This window comes from Pseudomonas sp. HMWF021 (genome assembly GCF_003061005.1).
GTDB lineage: Bacteria > Pseudomonadota > Gammaproteobacteria > Pseudomonadales > Pseudomonadaceae > Aquipseudomonas.
In genome coordinates, this window is record NZ_QAIK01000029.1 from 49,943 (window position 1) to 56,395 (window position 6,453).

Genomic DNA, 6,453 nt, shown 5'->3' on the forward strand with positions numbered 1-6,453 from the left:
GAGGCCAGCAAATCCCCTAAAGATTGCGCCCTCTGATCCGCTTGTTCAGAAACTCGAAATACTCCTCACGCATCTCCAGCGTCTCGTTCGCCAGATGATGCCGCGCCTCCGGCAGCAGCAGAATCTGTGGCCGGTCGAACTTCCATTTCATCACTTGCAGGTTGTGCTGCCAGTCCACGGTCATGTCCGCCTGGCCCTGAATGATCAGTGGCCGTCGCGGACTTTTTTTCGCGTGCTCGACACGGATGATCCAGCGCGACAGCGCACCGACCCACGCGGTCGGCAAGCGTTTGGGCTGTAACGGGTCGGTCTGCAGAAACGGCAGGAAATCCGGGTCGTTGGAGTTCTCGCTGAAGCGCCGGGTGACGCCTCGCACGAAAGGCCTGAGCAGGTAATAACTGAGCTGCGACCAGCCCCAGGCGCGCGGACGCACCAGCGGCGCCAGCAGAATCAGATGCCCCTGTGCCGGACTGTGCTCGCCATGATTGAGCACGTGGTCGACGACAATCGCGCCGCCAGTGCTTTGCCCGCACAGGTGCCAGGGCTGCGGCAGCGCAATCGAACTGGCTTCAGCAAACAACGCCTGCAAGGTGTCCTGATATTCGGAGAAGTCGCGAATGCTCGCCCGCGCTCCGCTCGACAGGCCATGCCCCGGCAAGTCGCAGGCGATGACGGCAAAATCCTGATCCAGCGCCCACTCGATCACATGCCGGTACAGGCCGGTGTGATCGTAAAAACCGTGCAGCAGAAACAGCGTGCCCTTGACCTTCTCCGGCCACCAGCAGTGGCTGACCAGCTCGTAACCATCGACTTCGAAAAGGCCCATGCCGCGCCAGACATCACGCTCGGGGAAGTCGGTTTTATAAAACCGCTGATACGCTTTCGCCTCATCCGACAACGGCTGCCACTGGGCCAAAGGCTTGAGGCTGGCGCGTAAATGATCGGCATCGAAAGTGTCAGGCATGCGGGTATTCCAAAGCGGTAAACAGACTTTATCGGCCTGCGATATTCATCTGTTGCGACAAGCATGGCAAGCTAGCCCACCTTCGAGGACCGAAAAACCATGCGCTCGCCCTACCGCACCGCACTGTTTGCCAGCCTGCTCGCGCTTGTGTGTGCCGGGGTGCTGTGGGCGGCGTACGACTGGTTTCAGGGGCGTTATCTGCGCGCGTTCAGTCAGCACACGGCGGTGTTTTCCGGGGATCCGTTGCGTCTGCCCGATGAGCTGGCCGGCCCCGGCAAAATCCGCCTCGTGCATTTCTGGGATCCGGCCTGCCCGTGCAACGTCGGCAATCAACAGCACCTGACGGAAATGGTCGAACAGTTCGGCCCGCGCGGTGTGGAATTCTTCGCCGTGCAGCGCGTCGGCAGCCACGGCCAGTTGCCCGCCACCCTCGGCAATCTGAAAACCATCACGGTGCTGCCCGGCTCAGAGCAGATCCCCGCCAGCCCCGCCGTGGCGATCTGGGATCGCAGCGGCAAACTGGCGTACTTCGGGCCGTACAGCGAAGGGCTGACCTGCAACTCCAGCAACAGCTTCATCGAACCGATCCTCAACGCGCTGATGGATGATCGCCCGGTCAACGCTACGCATACCCTGGCGGTCGGTTGTTATTGCCCGTGGCCGGTGGTGGTGCAGTAAGGCATTCCGGACTTTTCAAGGACAGCGATGCACGGCACGGAAGGTCTGTGCTAATTGTTTGCAGCCCGACGGGCGGCAATCCCGCATGTACAAGGAGTCACCATGAAACGCGTGTTCACCGTTCTTGCCTTGCTCATCGTTGTCCTGCTCGCCGGAGTCGGCGGGTACGTCTACAGCAAGCAACCGACGCGTCAGGGTCAGGTGGAGCTGCGCAACCTGCAGGGTTCGGTGACCGTGCGTTACGACGAACGTGGCGTGCCGCACATCCGCGCTGAAAACGAAACCGATCTGTATCGCGCCCTCGGCTACGTGCACGCTCAAGATCGGTTGTTCCAGATGGAAGCCATGCGCCGCCTCGCCCGTGGCGAGCTGGCCGAAGTGCTCGGGCCGAAGCTGCTCGACACCGACAAACTGTTCCGCAGCCTGCGCATCCGCGAACGCGCCGCCAGTTATGTCGCCAGCCTCGATAAACAGTCACCGGCGTGGAAGGCCCTGCAAGCCTATCTGGACGGCATCAACCAATATCAGGACAGCCACGCCGCGCCGATCGAGTTCGACGTGCTGGGCATCCCCAAGCGGCCGTTCACCGCCGAAGACAGCATCAGCGTCGCCGGTTACATGGCCTACAGCTTTGCCGCCGCGTTTCGCACCGAGCCGTTGCTGACTTACGTGCGCGATCAACTCGGCGCTGATTACCTCCACGTCTTCGACCTCGACTGGCAGCCCAAGGGCGTGCTCGCCAAAGGTCACGCCAACAAGACGCCGGCCCTCGCCGCCAGCGACTGGAAAGACCTCAACGCCCTGGCTCGCCTCAGCGAGCAGGCGCTGATTGAAAACGGCCTGCCGCAATTCGAAGGCAGCAACGCCTGGGTGATCGCCGGCAGTCGCAGCCAGAGCGGCAAACCGCTGCTGGCCGGTGACCCGCACATTCGTTTCTCGGTGCCGTCGGTGTGGTACGAGGCGCAACTGTCGGCGCCGGGGTTTGAGTTGTACGGCCATCATCAGGCGCTGGTGCCGTTCGCGTTTCTGGGGCACAACCTGGATTTCGGCTGGAGCCTGACCATGTTCCAGAACGACGATCTGGATCTGATCGCCGAGAAGGTCAACCCGGATAACCCGAATCAGGTCTGGTACCACGGCCAGTGGACCGATCTGGTCAGCACCGAGCAGCAAATCGCGGTGAAGGGCCAGGCACCGGTGACGCTGACCCTGCGCCAGTCGCCCCACGGCCCGATCGTCAACGACGCCCTCGGCACCGCTGCCGGGAAAACACCGATCGCCATGTGGTGGGCGTTCCTCGAAACACCGAACCCGATTCTCGAAGGTTTCTACCAGCTCAACCGCGCCGACACCCTGGCCAAGGCCCGAGCGGCGGCAGCCAAGGTGCAGGCGCCGGGGTTGAACATCGTTTACGCCAACGCCAAGGGCGACATCGCCTGGTGGGCCTCGGCGCTGTTGCCCAAGCGCCCGGCCGGGGTCAAGCCGGAGTTCATCCTCGACGGCAGCGGCAATCAGGCGGACAAGGACGGTTATTACCCGTTCAGCGCCAACCCGCAGGAAGAAAATCCGCCGCGCGGCTACATCGTCTCGGCCAACTTCCAGCCGCTGTCGCCGACCGGGATGGAGATTCCCGGTTACTACAACCTCGCCGATCGCGGTCAGCAGCTCAATCGCCAGCTCAGCGACAAAAACGTGAAATGGAGCAACGAGGCCAACCAGAAACTGCAACTGGGCACCACCACCGCCTACGGCCCGCGCACCCTGGCGCCGCTGCTGCCGGTGCTGCGTGCTGTGGTAAGCGATCCGGCGCAGCTGAAACTGGTCGAGCAACTGGCGCAGTGGCAAGGCGACTATCCGCTGGATTCGGTCAGCGCCACCGTGTTCAACCAGTTCCTTTACGACCTCGCCGATGCGGCGATGCGCGATGAACTGGGCAACGATTTCTTCGAAACGCTGCTGTCGACCCGGGTGATCGATGCGGCCCTGCCGCGCCTGGCGGCAAACGCCGACTCACCGTGGTGGGACAACCGCAACACGCCGAACAAGGAAACCCGCGCCGACATCGTCAAAGTGGCGTGGCAGGCGAGCATGGCGCACCTGAAACAGACCCTCGGCGACAATCCGTCGGACTGGCAATGGGGCACGGCGCATACCCTGACCCATGGTCATCCGCTAGGACAACAGAAGCCGCTGGACCGGATCGTCAACGTCGGGCCGTTCGCTGCGCCGGGCAGTCATGAAGTGCCGAACAACCTTTCGGCCAAACTCGGCCCGGCGCCATGGCCGGTGACTTACGGGCCTTCGACGCGGCGGCTGGTGGACTTCGCCGACCCGGCGCACAGCCTGACCATCAACCCGGTCGGCCAGAGTGGCGTGCCGTTCGACAGCCACTACGACGATCAGGCCGAGGAGTACGTCGAGGGGATGTATGTGCAGGCGCACTTCAGCGAGGAAGAGGTGACGGCCAATACTCGCAGTACCCTGAAGCTGTTGCCAGCGATGGGGCCTTCAAGAACACTAAAGGCCTTCAAAGCAGCCCAGCAAAATTCAACCGAAACTGCTGCGGCGTCACCCCCAACCGGCGGTTGAACACACTGCGCATGTGCTGCGCATCACGAAACCCGCACTGATACGCCACAGTCTTCAGCGGCGCTGTGGTGCTTTCCAGCATCACCCGCGCCGCATCCACTCGCGCACTTTCGACGAACTCCGCCGGGGTGACTCGAGCCTCGCGGGCGAACACCCGGGAAAAATTGCGCGCGCTCATGTTCGCCGCGTTCGCCAGATCGGCAATCGTCAGGTCGCCGGTGAGGTTGGCCAGCACATACAACTGCACCATCGCCACCGCCGAGGTCGGCTCCGCATGCGGCGTAAGGAACGGGCTGAACTGCGATTGCCCGCCCGAACGCTGGGTGAACACCACCAGCCGCTTGGCCACGCTCAGCGCCACTTCAGCGCCGTGATCGCGGGCCAACAGGTACAAAGACAGATCAATCCCGGCCGTGACCCCGGCCGAGGTGTAGAGCGCGCCATCCTCGACATACAAACGATCGGCCTCAACCTGTGTGGACGGGCACAACTGCGCCAGGGCCTCGGCGTCATTCCAGTGCGTGGTCACCGTGCGCCCATCGAGCAACCCCGCGCGGGCGAGCATGAATGCGCCGTTGCAGATCGAACCGAAACGCCGCGCCCGGGCGCAGGCCTCATGCAGCCAGGTGTCGAAATTCTTGCCGAAATCCATGAACGGTAACTGCGGGCCGCCGGCGACGAGCAACAAGTCATAGGCATCCGGCGCTTCGCTGAAGTGCCGGTGAGCGCTGAGATTCAAACCGTTGGAGCAAGCCATCGCCCCGCGTTCGAGGCCGATGACCTCCAGCCGATAGTGATCCTCGGGCGGCAGAAAACGATTGGCCTCGGCAAACACATCCATCGGCCCGCTGACATCCAGCGCCTGCACGCCGGGGAACACCACGATGGCGACGTTTTTGTTCATGACTGTGGATTCCCTTTCAAGAGCAAAAGATCGCAGCCTGCGGCAGCTCCTACAAGGGAATGTGGACAACTGTAGGAGCTGCCGAAGGCTGCGATCTTTTTAGCTTGGCACGATTTGCAGGTCGATTGGCAAGGATCGCAGCCATGCGTTGATTGTCCGTTCAGTGCCTCGGGAACAGACTTTGTCCATCAGCGCCACGACGGCGTTTTCGACGAGGAAACACCTTATGAGCACAACCATTGCCGGCATCAAGATCCCCGACAGCGCCCTCGCCCGGGCCACCACCGAATACATTCGCGACATTGAGTCCGACCTGCTCTACCACCACTCGCGCCGGGTGTTTCTGTTCGGTGCGTTGAGCGGTGAGCGCCGGCAACTGGCGTACAATCCGGAGCTGCTGTATGTCGGCGCGATGTTCCACGATCTCGGGCTGGTTGAAGGTCATCGCAGTGATGACGAGCGCTTTGAAGTGGATGGCGCGAATGCGGCGGCAGCATTTCTCAAGCCATACGGTTTGAGCGATGACGATATCGAGCAGGTGTGGCTGTCGATTGCCCTGCACACCACGCCCGGCGTGCCGAAGCATTTGCGCCCGACCGTGGCGCTGGTGACGGCGGGTGTCGAGATGGACGTGCTGGGAATGGATTACGCGGCGTTCAGCAGCACCCAGCGCGAGGCGGTGGTGCATGCGCATCCACGGGGGGAAGGTTTCAAGGAATGCATCATCTGTGCGTTTGCCGACGGCTTGCGCCATCGTCCGCAGACCACGTTCGGCAACGTGAAGACCGATGTGCTGAAGGATCAGGAGCCGGGGTTCAAGCCGATGAACTTCGTTGAGGTCATCCGTAAATCCCCTTGGATTTCCTGAGCTCCAAAAGCAAAAGATCGCAGCCTGCGGCAGCTCCTACAGTGGAATGCGATCCCTGTAGGAGCTGCCGCAGGCTGCGATCTTTTTTGCCCGTCAGGCCGCTTCCGGCGCAGGCGCGCGGCGCACGTCCGGTTGCTTCCACGAATCGGCGGCGCCTTCTTCGATGGCTTGCTGGATGGCTTTCTTGCGCGCTTCTTCGGCGCGGCGGCTGAAGAACCACACCAGGAAGGTCACCAGCGACACCGCCAGCAGAATCAGGCTGGCCACGGCGTTGATCTCAGGCTTCACGCCCAGGCGTACCGCCGAGAACACTTCCATCGGCAGCGTCGTCGAACCCGGCCCGGAGACGAAGCTCGCCAGCACCAGGTCGTCCAGCGACAGGGCGAACGACATCATGCCCCCCGCTGCCAGCGATGGCGCGATCATCGGGATGGTGATCAGGAAGAACAC

The 6,453-nt window shown here is 62.4% G+C and carries 4 protein-coding genes and 2 pseudogenes; 3 read left to right on the forward strand and 3 right to left on the reverse strand.

Annotated elements, in window-relative coordinates:
• Nucleotides 1-16: 16 nt before the first annotated feature.
• Nucleotides 17-964, reverse strand: a complete 948-nt coding sequence (locus tag DBR18_RS03220; protein WP_108589224.1) for an alpha/beta hydrolase — start codon at nucleotides 962-964, stop codon at nucleotides 17-19.
• 99 nt (nucleotides 965-1,063) lie between these two features.
• Here DBR18_RS03220 and DBR18_RS03225 point away from each other — a divergent pair, with 99 nt between their 5' ends.
• Both DBR18_RS03225 and DBR18_RS03230 read left to right on the forward strand, forming a co-directional pair.
• Nucleotides 1,064-1,642, forward strand: a complete 579-nt coding sequence (locus DBR18_RS03225) for a DUF6436 domain-containing protein (RefSeq protein ID WP_108589225.1) — start codon at nucleotides 1,064-1,066, stop codon at nucleotides 1,640-1,642.
• Between the two features lie 102 nt (nucleotides 1,643-1,744).
• Nucleotides 1,745-4,141 (forward strand): annotated as a pseudogene (locus DBR18_RS03230) (penicillin acylase family protein); the annotation flags it as partial.
• 28 nt (nucleotides 4,142-4,169) lie between these two features.
• Here DBR18_RS03230 and DBR18_RS03235 read toward each other — a convergent pair.
• Nucleotides 4,170-5,135 carry a GlxA family transcriptional regulator gene (locus DBR18_RS03235; protein ID WP_108589226.1) on the reverse strand — a complete coding sequence of 322 codons (966 nt, stop codon included), beginning with the start codon at nucleotides 5,133-5,135 and terminating at the stop codon, nucleotides 4,170-4,172.
• A 226-nt stretch (nucleotides 5,136-5,361) separates the two neighbouring features.
• Here DBR18_RS03235 and DBR18_RS03240 point away from each other — a divergent pair, with 226 nt between their 5' ends.
• Nucleotides 5,362-6,003 (forward strand): HD domain-containing protein, encoded by a 642-nt coding sequence (locus tag DBR18_RS03240; RefSeq protein WP_108589227.1) that lies wholly within the window; start codon nucleotides 5,362-5,364, stop codon nucleotides 6,001-6,003.
• 93 nt (nucleotides 6,004-6,096) lie between these two features.
• On the opposite strand, the pseudogene DBR18_RS03245 reads toward DBR18_RS03240, so the two are convergent.
• Nucleotides 6,097-6,453, reverse strand: a pseudogene (locus DBR18_RS03245) (putrescine ABC transporter permease PotI); the annotation flags it as partial.

What these genes read in the sequence shown, in the direction of transcription:
- DBR18_RS03220 (WP_108589224.1), bottom strand. Translation starts at nt 964, where the DNA reads ATGCCTGACACTTTCGATGCCGATCATTTACGCGCCAGCCTCAAGCCT.
- DBR18_RS03225 (WP_108589225.1), top strand. Translation starts at nt 1,064, where the DNA reads ATGCGCTCGCCCTACCGCACCGCACTGTTTGCCAGCCTGCTCGCGCTT.
- DBR18_RS03235 (WP_108589226.1), bottom strand. Translation starts at nt 5,135, where the DNA reads ATGAACAAAAACGTCGCCATCGTGGTGTTCCCCGGCGTGCAGGCGCTG.
- DBR18_RS03240 (WP_108589227.1), top strand. Translation starts at nt 5,362, where the DNA reads ATGAGCACAACCATTGCCGGCATCAAGATCCCCGACAGCGCCCTCGCC.